The organism is Priestia megaterium (assembly GCF_009497655.1).
GTDB classification, from domain to species: Bacteria; Bacillota; Bacilli; order Bacillales; family Bacillaceae_H; genus Priestia; species Priestia zanthoxyli.
The window spans coordinates 777,492-803,212 of the sequence record NZ_CP023317.1 but is presented as its reverse complement, the minus strand read 5'-3'; the positions used below and the strand labels follow the sequence as shown (position 1 = coordinate 803,212).

The window sequence follows — 25,721 nt, the reverse complement described above, 5'->3', positions numbered from 1 at the left end:
TAATAAAATTGGTATGAAAATTCTATTTATTTATTACTTCTTTTGAACTACTCATCGGAAAATCACACAAAAAAAGTGAATTTAATCATTCTTTTAACTCAATTATTTTCCTGTTTTTGAAATAAAGAAATTAATTCTTTGATGAGTATGTTTAAATCTCTACTTCGCTTTTCATTTAACTCCTCACAAAAAACATTTCATTTTTACGACTTGAGACGTAGAAAAAAATAATCCTGCTGTTCGTTGAAATTAACCGGTTTTCATTTTACACTTTATGGTAGAAGAAAACAAATTTAATTATAGATAGAAAGCGGGTTATAACGTGAAAAAAATATTGGCTTTTATTTTAGTGATAGGTGGTACGGCAGTCCTCTTTTCTACTGCGTTTGCGCCTTCCTCCTGGTCGTTAAGTTCATTCAAGACGTCCAAGTCTGAAGCGGCATTATCAAGTGATATTCAGCGTATTCAAATCGACTCTCCAAGCATTAGTACAACTGTTGTTCCGCAAGATCGTCAAGATATTAAAACAAAAGTAGAAGGTAAAGGAAAAGTAGATGTAAAGCAAAATGGAGACACCCTAGTTGTCGCGTATCAAAAAAGTCCCTTTCAATGGCTTTCTATTTTTTCAAACACAAAAGTAACAATCTACATTCCTAAAGATTATCACCATAACCTTGCGCTTAACGTAGGTTCGGGGGACCTTCAAATTGCTACACATCCTGAACAAGCGCTTCAGCTGAAAGATGTTTCGATTAAAGTAGGTTCTGGAAATGCAAGCATTTCAAACTTGATGAGCACCTCTCTTCGTACGGATGTTAATTCTGGAGATTTACAGCTGAGTAATGTTGAAAGCCAAACGGCTAAATTTGCTGTAGGCTCTGGGGAAATTAAAGGAACAAACTATCAAGGAAAACTTCAGGCGCGCATTGGATCTGGTGATCTCTATATGGATTTTAAAAAGCTAGAAGAAGCCGTGTCTGTAGATGTAGGATCTGGAGATGCCGTGCTGGTTCTTCCGAAAAGCGCTGGTTTTAAAGTGAATGGAAAAGTAAGCAGCGGTGATATAAACAATGACTTTAAGTTAAGCAATGCAACCGTAACAGAAGATGTATTAAAAGGAAAGCATGGAAATGGAAAATATCCTATTGATGCAGCTGTTTCAAGCGGAGAGTTAACGTTAAAATCAAAATAAAACGAACACGGAAGTGTTCGTTTTATTTATGGTCTCACTGCAATATACCATGCTACTCCTACAATTGATCCTATGAATACGACTCCGTAAATAATAGATAAATTCACTATACTTTTCTTTTTAGATTTCCCGTAATCTTCATCTACTTTCTTTGCAGCACTGATCGTACCTGCAAGGGCAGCAACGCCGATAATAATGACAAGAAGCAATGCTAATTTCATTCATTCTCTCCTCCATATTTCGGTGATTGAATAAGATTGAATACCAAGATATTATTTATTTCATTTTAAGCAGCACGATTTAATCAGAATATGAAAGCGTTATATCTTCTCTTTCTATCATAAAGCTAAATTATGTAAAATCAACCATCCAATCGTACATTATTTTCCTCCGCCACTTTACATACATAAAAAATTCCCGAGCTTCACTGCTCAGGAATCTTTACCTAATAGACATGACATTTTAAGGTTTTAAAATGACTTTAATGCAGTTATCTTGATGATTATTAAAACTGAAAGACATGTTTTCCTACCAGTACATCTGCCATCTTTACAAAGCGCTTAATTTCTAATACGTCATGAACCCGAACTATTTGTACGCCTTGTGCAATCCCAGCATATACAGTAGCTGCGGTTCCTTCCATTCTTTCCGTAGGAGGAGCATCGACTATTTGTCCAATAAATCCTTTACGAGAAGTAGCAAGCAGCACCGGATAACCCATATTCGTCAGCTGATCTAAATGCTGAATTGCTTCTACATTATGGGCAGCCGTTTTTCCAAAACCAACGCCTGGATCTAAAATAATTTGATCATCTCGAACTCCTGCAGTCTTTGCAATGGAGATGCTTTCTTTTAAATCACTTATCATATCTGTAATCAGATTTGTATAATTGGACTCATGGCGATTATGCATTAAAATAATAGGAACATTATAGTCAGCTGCAACTTGAGCCATTTTGGGATCAGCCTTTGCGCCCCATATATCGTTAATAATATGTGCTCCTGCTTCTAGCGCATGCTTGGCCACTTCCGACTTGTATGTATCTACGGAAATCGGCACCTCTACGCGCTTAGCCACTTCAGAAATAACGGGTACAATCCGTTTAATCTCTTCTTCATCGCTAATTCTTGTATAACCAGGACGAGTTGATTCTCCTCCGATATCAATGATGTCTGCTCCGTGCTTCACCATTTCCTCAGCATGAGCAACTGCTTTATCTACATCGTAGTATTTTCCGCCATCTGAAAATGAATCCGGGTTTACGTTTAAAATCCCCATAATAAGCGTACGGTCCGCATAATTCAGTTCATACTTTCCGCATTTAATGACAGATTGAGACGTTAAAGTTGACACTATACTCAGCCCCTTCGTAATTTGCAAATTGATGTATATTTATAAATATCATGTATTTTGAGAATGTCATACCGTTCGTAATTATATCAAAAGTCACCAGTTCTATGTTATTTTTCTTGGAGTTTCTTTCTTCTATAGTGTGAGATAAACATTAAAAGCGAATACACAGATAACATTAAAAATCTTTGTAGGGCTTGTCTTTAGGGTCTTTTTTCCTCTTCTCACATCTTTTATGAGTCTTTTTATTCAAAAAGAAAGGAATCGCATAAAAAGCGTTTAATTTATAGCAATAGTTGGGAATTTATAATTAAGCAACTTCCATTTTTATGGAATTCATTTTAAGGAGGATGACTATGACTCAACAACCGTTACAAGTCAAATTAATTCCTTATACAATTGAGTCGATTATCGACTCAACAAACGAAACGCCTAAAGGAGTAAGCTTAATTCAAGCGCCGTCTATTTGGGAACAAAGCAATCAAGGGGAAGGCATTGTAATTGCAGTTATCGACACTGGTGTTGACACAAATCATCCTGACTTAAAAGATTGTATTATCGGAGGAAGAAATTTCACTTCCGATCATAATGGAGATTCTTCTATATTTGAAGACAATAATGGGCATGGTACTCACGTATCGGGTACCATTGCTGCTGCGCTCAATAATGAAGGGGTAGTAGGGGTGGCGCCCAAAGCAAAAATTTTAAGCTTAAAAGTACTTACCGGTGAAGGATCTGGAAATTACGAATGGATTATTGACGCTATTAACTACGCCGTCGAATGGCGCGGTCCTAACAATGAGCGAGCGCGAGTTATTTCCATGTCACTGGGTGGACCACAAGACGTTCCAGAACTGCACAAAGCTGTTCAAGATGCTGTTAATAAAGATGTTTCTGTCGTTGTTGCAGCTGGAAACGAAGGCGATGACCGCGAAGAAACACTTGAATATTCGTACCCAGGAAGTTACAACGAAGTGATTCAAGTAGGAGCCGTAGACAGCAACCTAGACTTAGCTCCTTTTACCAATGTTAATGAAGAAGTAGACTTGGTCGCACCTGGTGTTGACATTATCTCTACTTATTTAGAAGGTAAGTACGCTACGCTTTCAGGAACTTCTATGGCAACTCCCCACGTTGCAGGAGCTGTAGCACTATTAATTAATTTATGTGAGAAAGAATTTGGACGTTCTTTAATTGAAGCTGAAATCTATGCTCAACTTGTAAGAAGGACGCTTCCTCTTGGATATCGAAAAAGCTCCGAAGGAAATGGATTTCTCATGCTTAATCTAGTGGAAAAAATACACGATATTATCAACGTAGCCCGCATCAATATTAGTAAGTGACAAATAAGAAAAAGCGGATCATATAATGGTCCGCTTTTTCAAAAATGATTGGAAAGCTTTTCGTCAGTTTGAAATAAAAACATGCAAATGAATGTCTCTATTCATATCTTAATGCTTCGATTGGATCTAGCTTCGCCGCTTTGTTTGCAGGAAGCATGCCGAATACAATGCCAATCGTCATGGAAAACAACACTCCTCCAAGTACTACTTGCCACGAAATTAATGACGGCCAGCCGGCAAATAGCGAAACAAGAGACGCTCCGCCTGCGCCAAGGCCGATGCCAAGCAAACCACCAATAAGCGTGAGCGTAATAGATTCAATTAAAAACTGAGTTAAAATTTGTCTTTTAGAGGCTCCTAATGCTTTACGAATACCAATTTCTCTTGTACGTTCCGTTACAGAAACCAGCATAATGTTCATAACGCCAATCCCGCCAACAAGCAGGGAAATGCCTGCAATCGATCCAATAATCGTTGTCATAATTCGCGTTACATTTCCAATGCTATCTGCTATTTCTTCTAAGTTCTGCACTTGGTAAGCATCTTCAGCATCATGCAAATTATTTAACAAATCCGTTGCGTCATTGCCTACTTTTTTCAGTTGATCAGAGCTTTTTGCTTGAACGCTAAGGTTTGTGTAGTCAAGCTTACCGAAGCTTGATTTATACGTATTATCTGGAATATAAATAGTTGGCATTTCAAATGCTAAAAAGCCCGTTGGCTTTTTTGTCACACCAATAATTTTGATAGGCTGTCCTTGAACCCATACTACTTGTCCAAGGGCTTCCTTTTTATCAAACAGCTCTTTTTTCATATCGCTTGTGATCACACCTACTCGATTACCTGATAAAAAGTCAGAGCTGTCTAACATTCTTCCTTTTGAAACTTCAAGCTGATTAACCTCAATATACCCTTCATTAATTGCGTTAACAGTTGTATCTGATTCTTTGTCTCTATATCTTATTCCCATTCCCATTGAGCTAGAAGCCACCACATTCTTCACGCCGGGAATAGTCGAAAGAGCTTTAATATCATCCTCTGTAAAGATCGGCTCCCCCGTCATGGAAAGGTCATCAGCTTGCATCTCGTCTTCAGGAGGCTGATAGTAGACATCAACTGTATTGCTTGCTCCTGTTATTTCTGACTTAATCATCTGTTCTCCGCCTTGGCCGATAGCAACAACGATAATAACCGCCCCTACGCCAATGATAATACCAAGCATTGTCAAAATAGAGCGCATTTTATGAGCAAGAACCGAGGAAAAAGCCATACGAATATTTTCTATTAAACTCATAAGCTATCGTTCTCCTTGTCGCTATGACTTAATACCTTACCGTCACGAACGATAACTGTACGCGATGTGTACTCTGCCACTTCAGGTTCATGAGTAATAACTACAACTGTTGTCCCATCTGCATTTAGCTTAGAAAATTGCTCCATAATATCAGCACTCGTTTTTGTATCTAAGGCTCCTGTGGGTTCATCGGCTAAAATAAGCGTCGGATTGTTAACAATAGAGCGAGCAATAGCAACGCGCTGCTTTTGCCCTCCTGATAGCTCGCTCGGTAAATGTTTCATCCGCTCACTCAGCCCTACTTTTTCAAGCGCAGCTTCTGCTCTGGCGCGTCTTTCCTTACGAGATACGCCGGCGTATACCATTGGAAGCTCTACGTTTTCTACCGCTGTTAAACGCGGCAACAGCTGAAATTGCTGAAAAACAAAACCAATATGAATATTTCTTACTTTTGCCAGCTCCTCATCACTATAAGTGGAGATTTCTTGTTCATTTAATAAATAGGAGCCTGAAGAAGCGCGGTCTAAACATCCGATAATGTTCATTAGCGTTGATTTACCGGAGCCTGAAGGACCCATAATCGCAACAAACTCACCGTCGTAAATCTTCAAATTAATATCTTTTAAAATTGGCACTTCCTCTTTGCCCAGATGATAACTTTTATGAATATTTACAAGTTCAATCATTGAACAGTCACTTCCGCACCTTCAGTTAAGTCCTTTGAAGGATTTGTAATAACTTTGTCTTTAGAAGATACGCCGCTTTTAATTTCAATAAATTTATTTGTTGTTTCTCCAATCTTTACTTCCTTACGAACCGCCTTTTTATCTTTCACTACGTACACATATTTTTCTCCGTCTTCATTTACAACTGCTTTTATCGGCAGTGATGAAGCTTTTTTACTGCTTGTTTCAATCTCGAGCAGCAGCTTAAATCCCGGCTTAATCATCGTGATATCTTGGTCATCTACTTTTACTTCAACTGGATATTGATTAGCCGCATCATTGCCGGCTTCTGCTGACGCCTGCTGCTGAGGTAGATAGTCAATTTGTTTTACGCTACCTGCCCATTCTTTATCAGGCAAAACATCTGATGTAATTTTGACAGCTTGACCGGTTTTAATTTTTAATGCATCGTACTCAGACAGCACACCAGTAGCTAAGTATTCATCGGTATTACCAATATGTATAAGCGGTTTTTGAACGTCACTTGTGTTATTAACCGCTTCTTTATCTACTTCTAGCACCGTCCCATTAATATCACTCGCTACATCTAAATTACGTTCTTTTTTAGCAATTGATTTGGCTTCTAGTTTGTTTCGTTCTAAATCAATTTTAGCCGTTTCTAAATCGAGATTGAGCTGCGTACGCTCCGTGTCGATTTGATCTCTCGCTTCTTGCTTACTCATTTCTTTTTCTAATTCTTTTTGTTTTTTATTTAAATTAGAAAGCTGTTTGCTTACTGAGTCAATTTGCAGCTGACTCGATTTTTTTTCTAGCTTGTTTTGTTCTTGCTCTAAATCAAGCGTATCGCTTTCGTACGTTACAAGAGAGGTTCCCTGCTGTACACGAGAACCTTCTGTTACGTGAAATCGTTCAACCTCGCCTTTTTCAGCATCAAAATAGACATATTGCTCATCAGCAAGCTTTAGCGTACCCGGAACCATAACTGTATTTCTTAACTTTTTTTCCTTTATATTCGCTACGTGAACATTGATTGCTTTCCCACTTACACTTTGTGCACGATATACGTTAATCCCAATAACCGCAACAATAACAACTGCTACAGCTGTAATAATTATTCCTTTTTTCATTTACAACCCTGCTCCTTTAAGCGCTTCTGAAGCAGCTCCTCCAACTCCTGAAATAGCCGCTCCTAAGATGAATAAAATAATCACTGTAATAATAGAAGCAGCTTTTGATACATTCGCCACTTTTTGTAGTCCTACTGCTGTCAGAATAAGTCCCCAAATAGAAAAGATTTCAATGGAATTAAATACTCCTCCCATAGCACCTTTAGCCCCAACCATTCCATTTAACGAAGTCACATTCGCTGAAGTATGTGCTAGTGCAGCGACTCCCGTATTAATTAGCTGACCGATTGTTGTGATGAACGTAACAAACAAATTCAAACTAAACATTTGGCGGTACGTTGTTTTTCCAGTTCCTAACTTTGCAATTAAAAACAGAATCAAACTTGTGAATGCCAGTGTAGCAACTACTGCAATAACTCCGCCAATTGCTCCGCCAATCATACTAAATGTTGAATTCACTTCAATGCCAGCTTCTTTTTGCTGTTGCAGCGCCTCTTGTGCCTGAGGGGTATAGACGGCTAGAATCGTTGTTGCAGCTGTTAAGATGAGGATAAGTAAAAGAGGTCCCCAGATGATCGGATTACTTTTCATTTTCTCAAACTGTACAACCGGACTCGTAATAAAACCAAAAATAGAAGGCTTTCCTTTCTCTTGGACTTCGGAAGATACGTTAACTTCTGTACTCATAATCAAACTCCTTTTATTTTGTTTTGTTAGTAGCTCTTAAGACCCGTCTTTCACTACTTTTTCAAGGCTTCTAGCAAAATCGACTCTGTCTAAAAAACTCTCAAACACCTAATATTCTAACATAATTATACAAATATATTGACATTTTTCTTACATTTTATATTTTTTATGGTATTTTTAACAATTAAAGAGATACATCGACACTGAATTATAGTATTGATCTTATTTATATTTTCTAAATATTCTAATTATTATTTGACATCATTCAGTAGAATTCGTATATTATGATTAAAGTTTATTATTCCTATGTTTTTTATACGTTTTTATATCTAAGGAGGAGTTTCAATGTCTGCTAAGAAACCATTTCGTCCTGAAACACAAGCCATCCATTCTGGTCAACAGCTCGATCCTGCTACTTTTTCGCGTGCCGTACCTATTTATCAAACAAGCTCATTTGGATTTAAAGATACGGAGCATGCTGCTTCTTTATTTAATTTAAGTGAACAAGGCTATATCTACACTCGAATTGTAAACCCTACTACGGACGTTTTTGAACAGCGAATTGCTGAATTAGAAGGCGGAGTTGGTGCTCTAGGAGTAGCTTCGGGTCAGTCAGCTACTACCTTTTCCATTTTGAATATCGCTTCCGCAGGAGATGAAATTGTATCAGCAAGCAGTTTATATGGGGGAACATATAACCTCTTTTCGTCTACGCTTCCTAAACTAGGCATTACTGTAAAATTTGTAAACGCCGATAATCCAGAAAATTTTAGAAGTGCAATCACTTCCAAAACAAAGGCAATTTATGCTGAATCCGTTGGAAATCCGCAGGGAAATGTGCTAGACATCGAGGCAGTTGCAGACATTGCCCACGAACATGGAATTCCTCTTATTATTGATAATACTGTTCCAAGCCCTTACCTTCTTCGTCCCATCGATTTCGGAGCAGATATTGTCGTTCATTCTGCTACTAAGTTTCTTGGGGGGCATGGGACAGCAATTGGCGGTGTTATCGTAGACAGTGGAAAATTTGATTGGGAAGCAAGCGGGAAATTTCCAGACTTAACAACTCCAGATCCAAGTTACCATGGCCTCGTATACACAGAAGCCGCCGGTGAAGCTGCTTATATTACAAAAGCGCGCGTTCAGCTTTTACGAGATATTGGCGCTGCTTTATCACCTTTTAATTCCTTTTTACTTCTTCAAGGAGTAGAAACACTCCATCTGCGATTAGAGCGTCACAGCGAAAACGCATTAAAGGTAGCGAAATTTTTAGAGCAGCATGAATTAGTAGACTGGGTACATTATGCGGGGCTTCCTTCTCACCCTTCCTATTCATTGGCACAAAAATATTTGCCTAAAGGACAAGGAGCCATTTTAACCTTTGGTGTCAGGGGAGGAAAAAACGCTGCGGCTAAGTTAATTGATTCCGTTCAGTTATTTTCTCATTTAGCCAATATCGGCGACTCGAAGTCACTCATTATTCACCCGGCAAGCACCACTCATCAACAGCTATCTGAAGATGAACAAAAAGCTTCCGGCGTGACGCCAGAACTCATTCGTCTATCGGTTGGAACAGAAGCAATCGACGACCTTCTTGAAGATTTAGATTATGCCTTAAAAGCCAGCCAAAAAGTGAATACAACTGTTTAAAAGCTGTGATTTTTCACAGTTTTTTTTATATCGCCCAATAACTTTTTATACTTTCGCTTATGCTACAATAAACAAAACGAATGAAAAAGGAGCTACTATGAACACGTTCAATTCAATACCTGCTATTACATTTACAGACGTTCATAAAACATTTAAAGATAAAGAACATAGTGTTTTAAAAGGCATATCGGGTACAGTGATGCAAGGCTCGCTCGTCATGATGGTAGGACCATCAGGATCCGGAAAAAGCACCCTTCTTTCCATGTGCAATCTACTTTCTGCACCTGATGAAGGAAGTATTGAAGTATATGGTAAAGACATTAGCAAATGGAATATCTCTGATTTACGAAAAAAAGTGGGCATCGCTTTTCAATCGGCTCCTGTTATTGATGGAACAGTACGAGAGAATATGATGCTTGTTCAAAAACTGCATGGCAAACAGGATATTATGCCTGACGAACTCTGTGCCTTAACCGGCCTTTCCCCTGACTTGTTAGAGCAGGATGCAAGAGATTTATCCGGTGGTCAAAGACAGAGGTTATCATTAGCCCGTACGCTGTCGAACGGATCGGACCTTTTACTTTTAGACGAAATCACTTCCGCTTTGGATGCCACTTCTGCTCATGAAATTGAACAGCTTATTTCTCATTTACATAAAGAACAGAATAAAACGATTATTTGGGTTACTCATAACTTAGATCAAGCCAAACGTTTAGGAGAGGAAGTCTGGCTTTTAATGAACGGAGTGATTGTAGAAAAAGCGAAGACGGAGACCTTTTTTCATGCTCCTGTAAAAGCTGAAACAAAACAATTTATTGAAGGAGCCTTTCTATGAGTTCACTTTCACTGATTTTCACCATTGTTTTTGTTTTTATTGCTCTTTTTTTATCAAAATCTTTTCGTATAGGACTCGAAAAAGATATTATCATTGCGAGTATTCGAGCAGCCGTTCAGCTGTTAGTGATAGGATATGTTTTATCTTTTATTTTTGACGCGAATCACCCTGCTTTTATGATTCTCATTTTATTCCTTATGCTGACGGTCGCTTCCCAAAATGTTGTAAAGAAAAAAAAGCAGGGGTTTAAAGCTTTCTTTCGTGTATTTGTCACTCTTTTTATTGTAGAAATCCTGACCCAAAGCGTTATGCTCGGCCTACATATTATCCCTGCTACTCCGCGATATGTCATTCCTGTCAGCGGTATGATTATTGGAAATTCGATGATTTTGGCCAATTTATTTTTAAATCGGTTAGACGCTGAAGTAAATAGAAGGCGAGACGAAATTCAATTGATTCTGGCGCTTGGCGGAACTCCTAAACAAGCTATTCATAGTATTTTAAATGCCGCAATCAAAGCTAGCATGATTCCTACTGTAGAAAGCCAAAAAACAATTGGACTCGTTCAGCTTCCCGGCATGATGACAGGCCAGATTATTGGAGGGGCAGATCCGATACAAGCAGTCAAATTCCAGCTGCTCATCGTTTTTACTATCCTAGCCTCTGCTACGCTTTCCTGCGTCATCTTAAGCCGCTTAACATATCCTACCCTTTTTAATAGCTATCATCAGCTTATCCGTGAACATACATAAAAAAGAAGAAAGGAGACTCCTTTCTTCTTTTTTATTGAGCAGCTTTTTTTAATCTTGTTCCTACGTCACTTCCAAAGGTCACTCCTAAATCACCGAGCCATCTTCTATAGGCAATACTCAGTCGGTCCGGATTCAAATGAAGCTCTGCTTGTAAGTCAAGCGGCAGCTCTTCGGGTTTTTGACTTTCTACAATGCTCGTATCTTGTTCAATAATAAGCTGTTGAAAATCACGGAAATATTGATCAGGTGCATCAAACGAATAGTTTCTAGAAACCAATGCAAACACAGTCGACTTTCTTTCCTCTTCAGGTAAAACCGCAAACAGCATCGAAAAGATTTCACCCGTTTCATAGTTCACTTTTTTCAACCTTGCAACGGCAGGACGAAGAATTTCAAAAGTATAATAAATAGTCGCAAAGTTACCCGTACCATCTGCATCTGCGTACACAGCGATTTCGTCAGAAATGTATCGGTTATCTTTCCAATGTACCTTATAATCAGGAATTTCGGCGTAATCCGAGTGTCCAAGGCTTCCTTCGTGAACAAAAGCCAAATGGCTTACATCTAGAAAGTTTTCTACGACACGAGGAGCTGCTGCCTGCAGAGTATGAGGGTTGGCGCAAACCGTTTTAAATCCGGAGTTAAGGTATTCGTCATACTGAGGAAGAGGAATATCACTTGCCTCGCTGTTCATCTTCACCCATATAATTCCATACTTTTCAACGCAATCATATACCTGTGCTTTTGCTTTTGAAGGAATCGCTCTTCCCGGCGGCTGTTGAGGAATTTTCACACAAGCCCCGGCACCATCGTATTTCCATCCGTGATAAGGGCACACAATGCAATCATCTACTACTTTCCCAAGAGATAACGCTGCACCGCGATGGATGCACAAATCTTTAAATGCTTTAATGGCATTAGTTGTGCGAAACAGCGCAACTCGCTCTTCTAAAATCGTTACTTGCAAGGGCTGATCTGTTAAATCATGTGAATAAGCTGCAGGCAGCCATTCCTTAGCCAATACTAAATCTTTAATCATCTGCATCGCCTCCGTACAATAAGTGAATTTATTTCTTGTTTATAAAAAAAACCGCAGAAATAGAAGGAGTTCTTCTAATTCCGCAGCTTTTTCGTTCCGTAAAACAGACTATAAGCGCGCGAAGATTCTACATAATTGCAGATAGAGCGACCTTAGCACTTCATCTACAATAACAATACGTATTCATCGCTATTTTTTTAATCTCACTACCTAACCCTTGCATATTGAATAAAAAGCGGCCAGCCGCTAAAAGCTTTTCTGTCCACTGATTTCTCTTATTTTTACTTTATCAATTTCCCACTGAAAAATCTCTTGCTTTGTAAGCATCTCTCACATAATTTTTTCGGTTAAACGAATAAAAGCTGCGGTTTTTAAAACCGCAGCTTTCTTTATCATGAGCTCATATAACTGGCTGTATATTTTTTCGTCTGTTTTTGTATTTCTTGATTTAAATGTTTGAAAAATGAGAGCGTTTCTTCATAATCCGTCGCTTTTTCATGAAACTTCAATGTAAGATTTTCTTCAAACAACGTTTCTCCTTGATGACCGACCGCTTTTAGCTGAACATCTGTAACAATACCTTGCGAAATCGAACATAATAAATAATTAAAGCAATGAACCGGAACGATATGCATCAGATGGAAATCATCAATAGTTCTATCACTTTTTGTTTTCTTAAATTCCACAGTGAGTTCTTCCGGATGAATAAACACATTTATATGCTGTTTGGACAAACAAGTAGGATTCATTTTTTGTGTATACTCACAAAATTCCAGTCCAATAAATACAGAATTCTCGGAGTCAGCTTCAATGAAGATTTGCGAATTTTTTACCATTGTCCTCGTCCTCCATATTCAATCTAGTTACCCCACCACTAGCACTTGTTTGTAGAATATTACCAGTTCTTCTCTATTTTATCACTGATTTTTCTCAGTGCCTATTTAACAGACGGAAGTTCTCTTTAAAAGAGAAGGAACTGACAGGCAGTTCTTTATGTGAGAAGAATGAACAAAAGACACCTCTTTTGTTTTATTGAGGTGTCTTTTGGTATCATCAGCCTGTGTTACGCAATCCTGCTGCAATGCCGTTAATCGTTAATAATGCTTCTTTTAAAAGTTCTTCATTTAACGTTTCAGCCTCATCTTCACGCAGCTTGGAAATAACCTTAACTTGCAAGAAGGTTAGAGGGTCCACATACGGATTTCGTAATTTAATAGATTCTTTAATCGTAGGAAGATGATCCATTAATTCTTTTTGCCCCGTGATTTGAAGAATCATTTCTTTCGTAACATTATACTCTTTTTTAATAGCGGTAAAAATCCTCTCTGAAATAACCGGATCTTGTACCATTTCTGTGTATTCTTTTGCTGCCATTAAATCTGCTTTTGTTAAAGCCATTTGCAGGTTATCGACGGTCGAGCGGAAAAATGGCCATTCTTTATACATTTGCTGAAGAAGCTGTATATCTCCGGATTTCTCTACTAAATGCTGTAAGCCCGTACCTGCAGCGTACCAGGCTGGAAGCAGCTGTCTGCTTTGCGTCCATGCAAATACCCATGGAATTGCTCGCAAGTCTTCAAAGCGATCACTTCCTTTTCGACTCATTGGACGTGACCCAATATTTAAAGCCCCGAGCTCAGGAAGAGGTGTAGCTTGTTTAAAGTAGGTTAAAAAGTCTGGATCGTTGAAAACAAGCTCTTGATACTTACGTAACGAAGCAGTTGAAATCTCGTCCATTGTTTCTTCCCATTCATGTGTACGAATATCACATTGTTCAGCTTCTTGAGAAACATTTGCTGCCGCTGTAAGAAGAGCTGAGACCGCTTGTTCAAGGCTTCGGTAAGCAATGTCATATAAAGAGTATCTAGAAGAAAGAACTTCTCCTTGCTCTGTAATTTTAACACCGTCTCCTAGCGTCTCAACAGGCTGAGATAAAATGCTTCGGTTTAACGGGCCTCCTCCTCGGCCTAGTGAGCCGCCTCGGCCATGGAAAAACTTCAGACGAACTTGATACTTCCTCGCCATATCGTGAATTTCCTGCTGCGCTTTGTAGAGCTTCCAATTAGCGGTAAGCGTTCCTCCATCTTTGCTTCCATCTGAGTAGCCAAGCATGATTTCCTGCAAATCCTTCTGTTTTCTTAAGTGCTCTCGATAAAAATCTAATTGAAATAGCTGTTCCATAATCTTAGGACCTGCTGTGAGATCATCGATCGTTTCAAGCAGCGGAGCTATATTTAACTTGCTTTCAATGCGGCCATCTGCATGAAGGCGGTAAATACCCGCTTCTTTGGCAAGTACCATGACTTCTAACAAATCACTTGCAGACTGCGTCATACTGATTAAGTAGACTTCAATGGATCTTTCTCCAAATTCTTTATGTGCTCGATGTATCATGTTAAATACTTCAATTACTTGCTGCGTTTCTTTAGAGTAATTCTCTACAAATGATAGCACAGGTCTTGGGTCTTGAAGAACTTTCCCTAGCAGCTCAACTTTTTTCTCTTCTGTTAACGCTGAATAATCTTCAGCTAAAGAAACAGCATGGAAAATTTCTTTGATTGCCGCTTCGTGTTCTCCGCTGTGATTACGGATATCAAGCGTTGCTAAATGAAATCCAAACAGCTCAACTTGGCGAATTAATTTACACAAGCTTTTCAGCTGATAATCTTGAGGCTGATGCTTTTGCAAGCTATCTTTGATGAGAAACAAATCTTGTAAAAGTTCTTCCGACCTTTGATAACCTGCTTCCAACTCTCCAACTAAATTTAATTTATGAAGCATAATCGTAAGCTTGCAGCGATATACTTCGTGTTTGATTCTCCATCGCTTTTTCTCAGGCAGCAGCGATATTTCTTGATTAATAGAATCAAGAAGATTATCTGAAACTGCGACTCTTTTTGTAGACTGACTTAACCTTTGTCTCAATTGAGTAAGCGACTCTTTATATTTACGAATAGCTAACTTCCTTTGTTTGACAAGCGTTTGCCACGTTACTTTAGGAGTTACGTTTGGATTTCCATCTCGGTCTCCGCCAATCCATGAACCAAATCGAAGAATATTAGGCACTTTCCAATTTTCTTCGGGGTAATTCTCCTGCAATGAATTTTCCAATTCCTGATGAAGTTGAGGAAGCACTTCAAATAACGTTTCATCAAAATAATATAATCCATTGGATACTTCATCCATTACGGTTGGCTTGCGATCTCGCAGTTCATTTGTTTGCCATAAAATTAACACTTCGCTAAACAGTCTTTCTTCAATTTCTGTACGTTCACGTTTTGTTAACGTTGAATTATCCAAGTTTTTCAGAAGCTCAGCCATTCGTTTATGAATATCAAGGACACTTCGTCTAGTGGCTTCTGTTGGATGTGCCGTGATGATAAGCTCAAGTGATAAAGTTTGAAGCAAGTTAGCAATTACATCTGGCGCCACGCCATTATTTTTAAGCGAAACAACGGCGCTTTCCAATGAACCCGGCTGCATAATAGAATCTTCTTGCTGCTGATATTCCCGTCTGCGACGAATTCGATGATTTTGCTCTGCAATATTAACTAAATGAAAATAAACGGCAAACGCCCGAATAACCTGCGCGCGCATCGGCTGTTCAAGAGTAACGATTTCATTTTTTATTTCTTTATAGATGGCTTCATCTTTGTTTTCTCTAAGTGATTTTGCCACTTCGCGTATTTTTTCTACTTTGTTGAGCAGTTCTTCTCCACCTTGATGAACCAGAACTTTCCCTAACAATTGACCGAGAAATTTTACATCACGGCGCAGGGCAGTGCTGCTGTTTTGTCTTTCTGCTGCTTCTACTGTTACCATTAGACACGACACCTTCCTTTATAAATGTTGTACTTTTTAAACTTTTTAGAAAATTATATTAAATTCATATTACCATGAACGAAAATAAATTTCATATAATTTTGTTTCCTCCTCTCGATTAGGAGGAAAGATTCATCAAATATAAAAAAGAGGATGAAGCATAACGAAATGAATCCAACCCTAAGACGAACAAATGGGATACATAAGCTGAACCGCTTGTGACACCGCAGTTGATTGGAATACTTCACCTCTCCTTCCAATCGACTGCTAGAAAGAACGAAACAGCTGAAACCTACGTTCACCATAACAAAAAAAAAACGAACCACTAATCAAACGTGTTGATCAGTGGTTCGTTTTTCACTTGAGCTAAAATACTTTTCAGCCTCTCTTTTATGCTACCAAGGTTGTCCTAAATCCAACACTGAGGCTAGTTCATTGCTTTTTTTACGCACTTGTTTACGTGTGGCAGCACGATCTGCCCCCGTTTGAAACAGGTATTTTTCTTCTTCTGTTTCTGGAATAAGCTCCGGTACTGCGCGGGGCTTTCCATCATCATCCATTGCCACAAAAGTTAAAAATGATGTAGCTGCAATTTGACGCTCCCCGGTTTTTAAATTTTCTTTAATCACTTTCACAAACACTTCCATTGATGAACGACCTGTCCATGATACGTATGACTCCAAACATACAGAATCCTGAGGCGTAATAGGGTGCAGAAAGTGAATAGAGTCTGCTGAAGCCGTCACACACTCTGTACGACTGTGACGATAAGCTGAAATGGACGCAATCATATCAATATCACTCATTAATTTTCCGCCAAATAACGTATTGTGATTATTAATATCATTAGGGAAAATGCGGCTCGTTCGAACGGCCTTTGTATCTTTACAATAATTTGCTTTCATTAGTAAGAACCTCCATTGATGCCTATCATAATAAGAATAAAAGAATGAATGAACCTATACTAGCATATTTCAATAAATTTAGCTTTACAAAAAACTCGTTGATTTATTTACAGAAAACAAAAAAGAGGTTGAGACATAACGAAATAAATCCAATTGAAAGACGAACAAATGAGATACATGAGCTGGACTGCTTATGACACCGCAATTGATTTCCGTGCAAGGCTTCGCTTTCCGCGGGCGGGCGCTGAGCCTCCTCGTCGCTTACGCTCCTGCGGGGTCTCACCTGTTCCGCTTTTCCCGCAGGAGTCTTCGCCTTGCCCTCCAATCAACTGCTAGAAGGAACGAAACAAATAAAACGATATGCATCATCGCAAAAAAACGAACCACTCATCAAACAGATTGATGAATGGTTCGTTTCTTACTTGGGCTCAACTATTTTTGTCCTAGCCTCTTTTTTGTCTATCGAATGTAGCTCGATCCAAACGTTTTACCTAAAGAGTCACTGTATAGGTCACTTGACTTCACAGTCCATTTCCCATCTTCTTTCACCATAAAAATTCGTAGCGGACGACTTCCTTCTTTCGTTTCTAATTCATTTACAATATCTTTGAATTTAGAAGCCGCAAACTCTTCAGAGTGTTTTGTATCGTAATCTTTTGTTTCATCTGTATATGCTCTCTTAAGCTGCGATACGTATGAATATAAGTCTGATAAATTAACAGTAGTGTACTCCACTTCTACTACAGCTTTATTATTTGCATTGGCAATCACATTTGTCTTTACGCTTGCTTTTTCTTTCAAAACATCTTTATACATGTTAAAAAAATCTTTTTTTGCTTTATCGGTTAAACTATTAGAAAACGCACCTTTTAATTCCTCATTAAACGCTTTTTTCTGTTCTTCTATGACAGCTGTTTTGTCCGCTGTTACATATTTATCATAATCTACATTTTCTTTGTTTAAGTAAAGAACTTCCGTGTAAGCTTGCAGAGCTTTTTCTGGGTCTTGCAGCTTATTATAGCTTTTCGCGTATTTCTTCGTATCCAGTGTTAATGTTACTTCGTCAATTTCTTCATCATAATCAGATGATTTTGGCTGAAGCCCAATTTTGTACTTTTTATCTTTTTTGACTTCAAAGACGAACATTAATTTTTTTTGCTTCCCAGCGCCAATCTTGTCAGATGAACTGCTTTCTAGTCCAAGTTCCCTACTGTTCACTCCCGTTTTTGGAGATAATTGTTCATCTCCTTCATATAAATACACACCGTCGTAATCCGATAAAGATATACTATTTTTGGATACATTTTTCACTTTTAAATCAACTTGCAACAGCCCCTTTTCTTCACTTGTAGCTCCTTCATCACTATCTACTAAAATATAAGAAGCGCTGTCAATAGATGCTTCAATCGCCTTATTTTTAGCCGAAGTGGATCCTCCCGTTTCCTTAGAACTGTTACAAGCCGCTAATACTAGCATAAGTACAAAAACCAAAGCCAAAACATTCATTTTTTTCACAGCTGTCCAATCCCCTTTATTTTGTTTTTTTTAGAACTTTATCCCAAATAAAGGTTCCCTCTGTGTAAATCATTAAACCTTAAAATCTATGTTTTTTACAATATTTTGATAAAAACTAAGTCTAAATTCTCCATTCATCTAAATAAAAACACGAGCACCGGCTCGTGTTTTTTTATTTAGATTTAAAATTTTCTTGATTGATTTGTTCAGCTTCTTTCATATATCGGTTAGATTTGCCACTTTTAATTCCCCAGTAATAAAAGGCTAATGATACGCAAGCAATCACTAGCATATCCCATCCGAAAGGTAAAATATTTTTGCCTCCGAATTTTTCGCTTCCTATGTAGGAAATAAAAATCATGCACGCTAAATAGATAAGCATCCAAGCCCCGGTTAAAAATTCTTTTTTAAAGCCCACCCATTTATTTTTCGCTTGGTAATAAAAATAAACTGGCAGGCCAATTGCCATAATAAAAATCACTTCACCTGTAAGTGGCCACCTTGCCCAGTAAAGCGTCAAAGAAGCAAAAACGAAGCCGCATGGCGCAATAACTGATGCCCCTTTTAAATAAAATGGACGGTAAAAGTGTGAAGCCGTTTTTCTTAATGTTATAAGCGCTACAGGGCCCATAATATAAGAGATAAGCGTCGCTACTGAGATCACTTCTGCTAAGACACCCCATCCTCTAAATAAAAAGAGAAACAAAAAGCAGGCTGCTAAATTTAGCCACATAGCTGGGCGCGGGACATTGTAAAGTGGATGAAGAGTACCAAATATCTTTGGCAAATATCCATTTTGCTGCATCCCGTATAACATTCTAGAAGTCGTTGCCGTATATGTAGCACCTGTGCCGGAAGGAGAAACAAATGCATCTGCGTATAACACAATTGTTAGCCAGTTAATTCCAAGCGCAATCGCTAAATCAGCAAAAGGAGAATTAAAATTCAAATGATTCCATCCATCCGCAATTGATGACGGACTTACTGCTCCGATAAAAACAATTTGTAATATAATGTATACAATTCCAGCAATAAAAATTGAACCAATTACAGCTACCGGAATCGATTTATTAGGTGACTTTGCTTCTCCTGCCATATTTACAGGACTTTGAAACCCATTAAATGCAAACACGATACCTGATGTTGCCACTGCCGTTAAAACACTCGCCCATCCGTAAGGTGCTACCCCATGCTCACTTGAAAAGTTCCCGCTATGAAAACCAGCAAAAAATAAAGCCCCTGCCGTTAAACCAGGAATAATTAATTTAACAATCGTAATAAATGAGTTTGCTTTAGCAAAGAGATTTACCGTCCAATAGTTCACAAAAAAGTAAATGAATAATAACAGAGACGCAACTGCCAACCCCTTGGACGTTAAAATGCCATTGTCTACTAATTCATGAGTCCAGCGAGCCCATTTCCACGGCCAAGTACTCATATATTGCACAGATGCAATAGCCTCCACTGTTATCGTTGAAGCGATTGAAATCCAGTTAGCCCAAGCAGCCAAAAATCCAATAAATGATCCGTGTGAATACTGAGGATATTTAACCATCCCCCCTGCTTGCGGAAACATCGCGCCCAGTTCAGCGTACGATAGGGCAATGGTCAAAATAACTACCATTCCAATAACCCATGAAAAAATAGCCGCTGGTCCTGCAATTTGAGCTGCTTTCCATGCTCCAAACAGCCATCCTGAACCGATAATCGAACCTATGCCTGTCATGGTTAAAGCAAATGTTCCCATCTTCCTTTGCATATTGCTCATCCAAATCTACTCCTCTTCCCTAGGAAAATAAAAAAAACACTTGCGAAATTTTCTCAAGTGTTTGCCCAGGCGCGCGGCTTATACGCTATATGCTCCCCCATGGTCATCCATGTTGCGCCAGTCACATATAGGAATATATTTTTTATCAGTATATAACATTCATTACTATTACTCAATACACAAAAATGTTTACATTACTTTTACAAAAGTAATGAATTATTCGTAAAATTCCGAATAAATCTTTTTAAAATCTCTTCCTAATTACAAAAAACAACTAAAACTCTAACCTTTCTTATTATTTGCTTCTTTTACTTCACGAGCATATCATCTTCTAAAAATTATATTAATATATATTATTCATTTACAAAATACGAATTAACATCTATATATCCATAGAATTCTTGCACTAGCCCCTTTACTTATATACAATATGAAGAAAAGATACTAAAGTAAACTGCCCACCACTTAGCTACGCTTGAAGTGGGAGACTTCTTTTTGGAAAACGTTAACACCTACATATCATGCACTTCGCAACGAATGAAGTACTTCGAGCAAACTTCTCTGTTTACGCAAGCAAAAAACAGGGAAAATTACGAAAAAAGATTGTTAGAGGGATGCTTATGAATTATGCAAATGTAAAAGTTCTTTATTTTGATGACGACGGAACCATTCCAAATCACCCTCGTCTTCCAGTTTTGTTGTATGAACACGTATTTATTAGTAAGAAAGAGAAAGTAGAGAGCATTTTTAATTCTCACAACTGGAAAAACAGCTGGGTAGGTGGCATATATGATTTTCACCATTACCACAGCAATTCTCATGAAGCACTAGGTGTAATTAGCGGATCTGCACGCTTAAAACTAGGTGGACATATGGGAGAAAATATCGTGGTGCATGCTGGGGATGTACTCGTACTCCCTGCAGGTACAGGACATATGCGTCTGCAGTCAACTGCTGATTTTAAAGTGGTTGGAGCTTATCCAGAGGGCATGGATTACAACTTACGAACAGGAAAACAAACTGATCGCCCTCACGTATTTGATGAAATTGCACAAGTACCTATTCCTACAACAGATCCTGTTTATGGCGACAAAGGACCATTGACAGAGTGGTGGAACTAGACAAGCACTTATTGTCTAGTTTTTTTATTTGCTCGTTTTTATAGCTTCCATAAATCTATATTTGAACATACAAATTCTTTTTCTTTAATGCAATAGCAATATACTTTATCTCATCGAGAAAACTACCTTTCTTCTTTTCCGTTCTTTTTTTGTTTCAAAGGCAACTGCGCTTAGGTTCTCCCCTGCTTTTTCTTCCCTAATCATTTCAAATATCTTCTTCTCATACCCTTTTTTTGTTTTTCTAAAAAAATTTTCGTAATTTATAACGAAATTTTCAAAAAACTTATTGCTTTACTATGTCAGACTTGCTATCATAGTGAACATTGTTAGATAAATTTTAGAGGAGGAGTAAAAATTGAACAGAAAATTCATAATATTTATTTTATTCATCATTCCGTTTATTGCTCAATTCGCTTTTTTACCTTTTGTAAATAACATTCATCCAATTATTTTTGGATTACCTATTTTGCATTTATGGTTATTTTTATGGGTCTTCTTAACGCCTGTGTGTACATTTATCATTTATCGTTTACAAAAATCTTGGGGGGACATTGAATAATGCAAGGAAATTTAACCGCACTTTTAATCACATCAGCAATTGTTCTTGTCGTTATCGCCATTGGCTTTATAGCAGGACGTGACAAATCATCTAGAAGCTCCGTTGAAGAGTGGGCTGTAGGAGGAAGACGTTTTGGAAGCCTGCTCGTCTGGCTTTTAGTAGGAGCAGATTTATATACTGCTTATACATTCCTAGGTCTTACAAGTACAGCTTATCAAGGAGGAAGCATCGCATTTTTTGCCATTCCTTACTCTGTTTTAGCCTTTTTAATTTCATACTTTTTTCTTCCAAAACTTTGGACTGTTGCTAAAAAGCACAAACTTACTACACTTGCTGATTATGCTAGAGAACGTTTTAGCAGTAAATTTCTCTCCTCTTTAATTGCCATAGTAGGTGTATTGATGCTTATTCCATATATCGATCTTCAGCTTAGCGGTATTCAAGATACTCTTCGCGTTGCAGGAACTGGCTACATTAATGTAAAAGCTGTCGTTATTCTTTCATTCTTTCTTGTGGCTCTTTATACTTTTTTCAGCGGAATTAAAGGTCCCACTTATACGGCAATTATTAAAGATATTTTGGTATGGGCGATTATGTTATTTATGGTTGTTTCTCTGCCAATTATGCATTTTGGAAGCTGGGGCAACATGATTGACAATGTTGCAAAGGATGCACCTCAGCTATTAACGATCCCAACACAAGGACCTAAGGGCATTCCATGGTTTATTACAGCATCACTCGTATCTGCTTTAGCTTTATTCATGTGGGCCCACGCTGCTACAGGTGTTTTCACTGCTAAAAGTGCAGATTCGCTTCGTAAAAATGCTGTCTTCTTACCTCTTTACAATATTGTTTTAATTCTAGTCATCTTCTTAGGGTTTATTGCTTATCAAGTATTACCTCAAGATACAACGGATCCTAGATTAGCATTATTAACCTTGATTCAATATTCATATGGTGGCATTGGCCAAGGGTTAGCTTATGCAACGATTGCTCTTGCTTCATTAATTCCATGTTCTATCATGGCTATCGGAGCGTCTAACTTATTTGCAAATAATATATTTAGAGATTTAATTAATCCAAATGTACAGGGTAAAACATTAACAATGGTTACTCGTTCTATGGTTTTTGTTGTTATTGGACTGGCACTTTTATTCGGTTTATTATTCCCACAAGCACTTGTTTCCCTACAGTTACTAGGGGTATCCGGCATGGTACAAATCTTCCCGGCTATTGTTATCAGCCTGTTTTGGAGAAATCAATCGAAAGAAAGTACGATTGCTGGATTAGTAGTAGGGCTGGTTGTAACGTTTACCGTTCATGCCACAGGAAATTCATTTGGCCTTTATGAAGGGTTCTGGGGATTATTATCTAACCTACTCGTAGTTTTTATTTTAAATCCAATCTTTGCTGCAAAAACCAAAGCAGCAACAAATGGCGTGAAAGAAACATTATTTTCTAAAGGCACTACGCAAACTGAATTAAAGAAAAACGCATAAAAAAAAGTTCAGCCAACTGGCTGAACTTTTTTTAGATAATATTCTCTTTTTCAGAAGGGGATGAAGTCGATTCTCTTTCCCAACATTCAATATTCTGATTGTTTTCTAATGCATCTTTATAAAAGACTGGATTTTTCCCTTCCTTTTTCTGCTGAGTATAGTCATGCAAGGCAGAAAAAGCCACTTTCGATAATAGAAAAATAGCAATTAAGTTCACCACTACCATCATCCCCATAAATAAGTCTGCCAGATTCCATACAAGCTGAAGCTGAGCAACCGACCCAAAAATAACCATCGCTAAAACGCCTACACGATAAGACCAAAGCCACATCTTATTTGAATTTAAAAATTCAATATTCGTTTCTCCATAATAATAATTGCCAATTAACGTACTAAAAGCAAATAGAAATACCATGATAGCTAAAAATCCTGATGCCCAAGAACCGATATGTGTACTAAGAGAAGCTTGCGTTAATTCAATGCCGCTTAGTCCCTGCTTATAGGCGGGAGATAAGAGAACGATAAATGCTGTGCTTGTACAAATCACGAGCGTGTCCGTCAAGACACCAAATGCTTGGATAAGACCTTGTTTAACTGGGTGACTCGTCACTGCAGTTGCCGCCGCGTTGGGAGCACTTCCCATCCCTGCTTCATTGGAAAACAGTCCGCGCTTTACTCCGTTGATTAACGTTGCACCAATTGATCCCCCAAGCGCCTGTTCAAATCCAAATGCATTTTTCACAATTAGAGATAGAACGGCAGGCATTTGATCAATATTTTTAAAGATGATGAACAGAGCCATTCCAATGTATAAAACGGCTAATACGACAACGATGTATTCCGATATCTTGGCGATGCGTTTGATCCCGCCAAAAATAATTATCGCAAATATAACTGTCATAATAATCCCAATCAATAAGCGGCTCGTTCCGAAAGAGTTCTCAAATGCCAGCGTAATCGTATTAGACTGCACAGCGTTAAACACCAGGCCAAATGACAGTGTAATGAGTACAGCAAATAGCCCGCCCATCCATCTTTTATTTAACCCTTTTTCCATATAGTAAGCGGGTCCTCCTCGAAATCCGTTTGACCCTTTTACCTTATAGATTTGAGCGAGTGTACTTTCTACAAAACTTGATACTGAACCGATAATGGCAATAATCCACATCCAAAATACAGCACCCGGGCCACCAAGAGCAATAGCAATCGCTATACCGGTAATATTTCCTGTTCCTACTCGAGCTGCCATGCTTATGCAGAAAGCTTGAAACGGGGAGACTCCCCCATCTTTAGCCGCTCGTCCTTCTTTCAAAACAAGTACCATTTCTTTCAACATGCGAAACTGCAAAAAACGAGAGCGGATCGTAAAATAAATACCGATTGATACAAGTAAAATAATTAATAAATTCGACCAAAAAAAATCATTGATGACACTAATTACACTTTCGATTGCTTGTTGCACGCCTATCACCTCATTAGAAAATTTGGTAGAACAAATGCAAAACATGAAAGTTTTTTCTCTTGGTGTTTATATTATTGAAGCGAATGAATAGTACGTAAATAGACTAAAAAATACTCAAATCCCATTCTTTTGCGATTTTTTTTAGCAGCGTAACGCCTTTTACGCTATTCCCGTACTCATCAATAGCTGGACTGTAAATTCCGATACCGCATCCGTCTGGAAATGGAGACTGCTTTTTCGTATTAGGTGGCACCAATGACATGATTCCTCCTGATACACCGCTTTTAGCTGGCATACCAACAAATGCCGCAAACTTTCCTGAGGCATTATACATACCGCATGTAAGCATAAGCGCTTTTGTTAATTTAGCTACTTCTTTTGGAATTACTTGTTTGTGAAACACTGGATGATATCCGTCTAATGACAGAATTAATCCGATCAGCGCAATATCTTCAGTCGTTACTTCAATTGAGCACTGCTTTAAGTAAACCTCTAGAACTTCTTCTACTTCTCCTTGTAAGTAGTTTGTTTCTTTTAAATAGTAGGCAAGCGCACGATTTCGATGAGACGTTTGCCATTCTGATTCAAAGACGGTTTCATTAATGAGTGGTGTTTTCCCAGTAAGCATTGTTATTACATCAAACAAATAGCTTAGTTTTTCTTTTGCCGTCTCTCCAGATAAAAGAGATGAAACCGTTAAAGCACCGGCATTAATCATAGGATTGAACGGCTTTCCTGGTTTATGCATTTCCAGTCTTATAATAGAATTAAATGCATCTCCAGTTGGCTCTACATCTACTCTCTCTAGTACGTAGGGAATGCCGCAGCATAAGCAAGCTGCTATAAAGCTAATGACTTTAGAAATACTTTGAAGAGTAAATACCGCTTCATAATCCCCAGACTGGATAACCGTTCCGTCAGCACCAATCAAACAAATACCTAATTGAGACGAGTCCATATCTTTCAGAGCGGGGATATAATCAGCCGTTTTTCCTTCTGACGAAAATTCTTTTATTTGCTCTACCCACTCGTGTAACTGCTCTTTTGCAGTGACCTGTAAGTAAGACATTTCCTGTTCAATTTCTCGTTTCATTAAAATCACCTCATCACT

At 38.2% G+C, this 25,721-nt stretch carries 23 protein-coding genes and 1 riboswitch; of the genes, 8 read left to right on the top strand and 15 right to left on the bottom strand.

Annotated features, from left to right (window positions below):
• Positions 1 to 322: 322 nt before the first annotated feature.
• Positions 323 to 1,192 carry a LiaG family protein gene (liaG, locus tag CEQ83_RS04160; RefSeq protein WP_098113698.1) on the top strand — a complete coding sequence of 290 codons (870 nt, stop codon included), beginning with the start codon at positions 323 to 325 and terminating at the stop codon, positions 1,190 to 1,192.
• Between the two features lie 26 nt (positions 1,193 to 1,218).
• Here liaG and CEQ83_RS04155 read toward each other — a convergent pair whose 3' ends face one another.
• Together CEQ83_RS04155 and folP are read right to left on the bottom strand one after the other, a co-directional pair.
• A complete protein-coding gene (locus CEQ83_RS04155; protein WP_013055532.1) occupies positions 1,219 to 1,413 on the bottom strand; it encodes a hypothetical protein in 195 nt (64 codons plus the stop codon).
• 284 nt (positions 1,414 to 1,697) lie between these two features.
• Complete coding sequence (gene folP, locus CEQ83_RS04150; RefSeq protein WP_098113697.1) at positions 1,698 to 2,546, bottom strand: dihydropteroate synthase; 849 nt, start codon at positions 2,544 to 2,546, stop codon at positions 1,698 to 1,700.
• Between the two features lie 353 nt (positions 2,547 to 2,899).
• Here folP and CEQ83_RS04145 point away from each other — a divergent pair, with 353 nt between their 5' ends.
• Entirely contained in the window at positions 2,900 to 3,886 is a 987-nt protein-coding gene (locus CEQ83_RS04145) for a S8 family peptidase (protein ID WP_014461470.1), read from the top strand.
• A 97-nt stretch (positions 3,887 to 3,983) separates the two neighbouring features.
• Here the strand turns inward: CEQ83_RS04145 and CEQ83_RS04140 are convergent, their stop codons facing one another.
• From CEQ83_RS04140 to CEQ83_RS04125, 4 genes are read right to left on the bottom strand one after another with little or no spacing between them, the layout of a single operon-like run.
• Positions 3,984 to 5,180 carry an ABC transporter permease gene (locus CEQ83_RS04140; protein ID WP_028412099.1) on the bottom strand — a complete coding sequence of 399 codons (1,197 nt, stop codon included), beginning with the start codon at positions 5,178 to 5,180 and terminating at the stop codon, positions 3,984 to 3,986.
• Positions 5,177 to 5,866: an ABC transporter ATP-binding protein gene (locus tag CEQ83_RS04135; protein WP_014461472.1), complete on the bottom strand. Its 690-nt coding sequence runs from the start codon at positions 5,864 to 5,866 to the stop codon at positions 5,177 to 5,179. The genes CEQ83_RS04140 and CEQ83_RS04135 overlap by 4 nt, the downstream gene beginning before the upstream one ends.
• A complete protein-coding gene (locus tag CEQ83_RS04130) occupies positions 5,863 to 6,993 on the bottom strand; it encodes an efflux RND transporter periplasmic adaptor subunit (RefSeq protein ID WP_098113696.1) in 1,131 nt (376 codons plus the stop codon). The genes CEQ83_RS04135 and CEQ83_RS04130 overlap by 4 nt, the downstream gene beginning before the upstream one ends.
• Positions 6,994 to 7,680 carry a YknW family membrane protein gene (locus tag CEQ83_RS04125; protein WP_014461474.1) on the bottom strand — a complete coding sequence of 229 codons (687 nt, stop codon included), beginning with the start codon at positions 7,678 to 7,680 and terminating at the stop codon, positions 6,994 to 6,996.
• 345 nt (positions 7,681 to 8,025) lie between these two features.
• Between CEQ83_RS04125 and CEQ83_RS04120 the strand changes: the two genes are divergently transcribed.
• From CEQ83_RS04120 to CEQ83_RS04110, 3 genes are all read left to right on the top strand, one after another.
• Entirely contained in the window at positions 8,026 to 9,333 is a 1,308-nt protein-coding gene (locus CEQ83_RS04120; RefSeq protein WP_098113695.1) for a homocysteine synthase, read from the top strand.
• Positions 9,334 to 9,430: 97 nt separating this feature from the next.
• Positions 9,431 to 10,168, top strand: coding sequence for an ABC transporter ATP-binding protein (locus CEQ83_RS04115; protein WP_014461476.1), 738 nt, complete (start codon positions 9,431 to 9,433; stop codon positions 10,166 to 10,168).
• Positions 10,165 to 10,920 (top strand): ABC transporter permease, encoded by a 756-nt coding sequence (locus tag CEQ83_RS04110; protein WP_098113694.1) that lies wholly within the window; start codon positions 10,165 to 10,167, stop codon positions 10,918 to 10,920. The genes CEQ83_RS04115 and CEQ83_RS04110 overlap by 4 nt, the downstream gene beginning before the upstream one ends.
• Positions 10,921 to 10,951: 31 nt before the next feature.
• Here the strand turns inward: CEQ83_RS04110 and CEQ83_RS04105 are convergent, their stop codons facing one another.
• The 7 genes from CEQ83_RS04105 to CEQ83_RS04080 all read right to left on the bottom strand — a co-directional run bounded on the left by CEQ83_RS04105 (position 10,952) and on the right by CEQ83_RS04080 (position 19,969).
• Positions 10,952 to 11,959 carry an aromatic ring-hydroxylating dioxygenase subunit alpha gene (locus CEQ83_RS04105; protein WP_028412092.1) on the bottom strand — a complete coding sequence of 336 codons (1,008 nt, stop codon included), beginning with the start codon at positions 11,957 to 11,959 and terminating at the stop codon, positions 10,952 to 10,954.
• 392 nt (positions 11,960 to 12,351) lie between these two features.
• Positions 12,352 to 12,795: a hypothetical protein gene (locus tag CEQ83_RS04100; RefSeq protein WP_014461480.1), complete on the bottom strand. Its 444-nt coding sequence runs from the start codon at positions 12,793 to 12,795 to the stop codon at positions 12,352 to 12,354.
• A 217-nt stretch (positions 12,796 to 13,012) separates the two neighbouring features.
• Positions 13,013 to 15,781, bottom strand: coding sequence for a phosphoenolpyruvate carboxylase (gene ppc, locus CEQ83_RS04095; protein ID WP_098113693.1), 2,769 nt, complete (start codon positions 15,779 to 15,781; stop codon positions 13,013 to 13,015).
• Positions 15,782 to 16,176: 395 nt separating this feature from the next.
• The gene (locus CEQ83_RS04090) at positions 16,177 to 16,686 is read right to left on the bottom strand and encodes an acyl-CoA thioesterase (protein WP_013055518.1); all 510 of its coding nucleotides are present in this window, start codon (positions 16,684 to 16,686) and stop codon (positions 16,177 to 16,179) included.
• Positions 16,687 to 16,877: 191 nt separating this feature from the next.
• Entirely contained in the window at positions 16,878 to 17,015 is a 138-nt protein-coding gene (locus CEQ83_RS26925) for a hypothetical protein (protein ID WP_167387308.1), read from the bottom strand.
• A 130-nt stretch (positions 17,016 to 17,145) separates the two neighbouring features.
• Positions 17,146 to 18,192 (bottom strand): DUF5105 domain-containing protein, encoded by a 1,047-nt coding sequence (locus CEQ83_RS04085; RefSeq protein ID WP_223546641.1) that lies wholly within the window; start codon positions 18,190 to 18,192, stop codon positions 17,146 to 17,148.
• A 181-nt stretch (positions 18,193 to 18,373) separates the two neighbouring features.
• Positions 18,374 to 19,969 (bottom strand): glutamate/serine transporter AimA, encoded by a 1,596-nt coding sequence (locus CEQ83_RS04080; protein ID WP_028412286.1) that lies wholly within the window; start codon positions 19,967 to 19,969, stop codon positions 18,374 to 18,376.
• A gap of 56 nt (positions 19,970 to 20,025) precedes the next feature.
• Positions 20,026 to 20,104: riboswitch (ZMP/ZTP riboswitch) on the bottom strand.
• Positions 20,105 to 20,490: 386 nt separating this feature from the next.
• Between CEQ83_RS04080 and CEQ83_RS04075 the strand changes: the two genes are divergently transcribed.
• The 3 genes from CEQ83_RS04075 (at position 20,491) to CEQ83_RS04065 (ending at position 23,148) form a co-directional block, all read left to right on the top strand.
• Positions 20,491 to 21,090, top strand: coding sequence for a cupin domain-containing protein (locus CEQ83_RS04075; protein WP_080754378.1), 600 nt, complete (start codon positions 20,491 to 20,493; stop codon positions 21,088 to 21,090).
• Positions 21,091 to 21,445: 355 nt separating this feature from the next.
• On the top strand, positions 21,446 to 21,649 hold the full coding sequence (locus tag CEQ83_RS04070) for a DUF3311 domain-containing protein (RefSeq protein WP_033578104.1): 204 nt from the start codon (positions 21,446 to 21,448) through the stop codon (positions 21,647 to 21,649).
• A complete protein-coding gene (locus CEQ83_RS04065; RefSeq protein WP_028412288.1) occupies positions 21,649 to 23,148 on the top strand; it encodes a sodium:solute symporter family protein in 1,500 nt (499 codons plus the stop codon). The genes CEQ83_RS04070 and CEQ83_RS04065 overlap by 1 nt, the downstream gene beginning before the upstream one ends.
• A gap of 31 nt (positions 23,149 to 23,179) precedes the next feature.
• Here the strand turns inward: CEQ83_RS04065 and CEQ83_RS04060 are convergent, their stop codons facing one another.
• Both CEQ83_RS04060 and CEQ83_RS04055 read right to left on the bottom strand, forming a co-directional pair.
• On the bottom strand, positions 23,180 to 24,610 hold the full coding sequence (locus CEQ83_RS04060; RefSeq protein WP_028412289.1) for an alanine/glycine:cation symporter family protein: 1,431 nt from the start codon (positions 24,608 to 24,610) through the stop codon (positions 23,180 to 23,182).
• A 103-nt stretch (positions 24,611 to 24,713) separates the two neighbouring features.
• The gene (locus tag CEQ83_RS04055) at positions 24,714 to 25,703 is read right to left on the bottom strand and encodes a glutaminase (RefSeq protein ID WP_028412290.1); all 990 of its coding nucleotides are present in this window, start codon (positions 25,701 to 25,703) and stop codon (positions 24,714 to 24,716) included.
• Positions 25,704 to 25,721: the final 18 nt, after the last annotated feature.